Below are 473 nucleotides of genomic sequence, written 5' to 3'. Positions count from 1 at the left end.
CCTCTTGTTCGCGCGGGGTGAGGCGCGCGACCCACAGCTTCGCCGCCTCGCTCGATCGTGCGGCTGCATCGGCATGCGCGATCCGCGCGAAGGCGCGGTCGATCGCCGACAGTAGCACGGCCTTTTCGAAGGGTTTTTCGATGAAGTCGACAGCACCCGTCTTCATCGCCTGAACCGCGATCGAGACATCGGCATGGCCGGTGAGGATGATGACGGGCATGGTGATGCCGCGTGCGACCAATTCCTCCTGCACCGCAAGGCCATCGATCTCCGGCATGCGCACGTCGAGCAAGACGCAACCCGGTTCCGCTGCCTTGATCTCGCGCAGGAACGCGACTCCAGACGTGTGCAAGCGTACAGCATAGCCAGAGGTTCGCAGCAGGAACCCAGCCGAACGTCGCACCGAATCATCGTCGTCGACGACATGGATCAGACGTTGGTCGCTCATGCCGCAAACTCCTCTACTGGAAGCG

Annotated in this window: 1 protein-coding gene; it reads right to left on the bottom strand. The window is 62.8% G+C overall.

Features of this window, described 5'->3' with window-relative positions; all coding sequences use genetic code 11:
* Positions 1 to 448: response regulator (locus tag AACY52_RS30695; RefSeq protein ID WP_339561445.1), on the bottom strand; the 448-nt coding region annotated here is incomplete at its 3' end.
* Between the last annotated feature and the right edge of the window lie 25 nt (positions 449 to 473).

Source organism: Pseudomonas sp. EA_65y_Pfl1_P113, from assembly GCF_963970525.1.
Lineage (GTDB): Bacteria > Pseudomonadota > Gammaproteobacteria > Pseudomonadales > Pseudomonadaceae > Aquipseudomonas > Aquipseudomonas tritici.
Note: the sequence above shows the minus strand (reverse complement) of the source record. Positions and strands in the feature narration are given on the sequence as shown.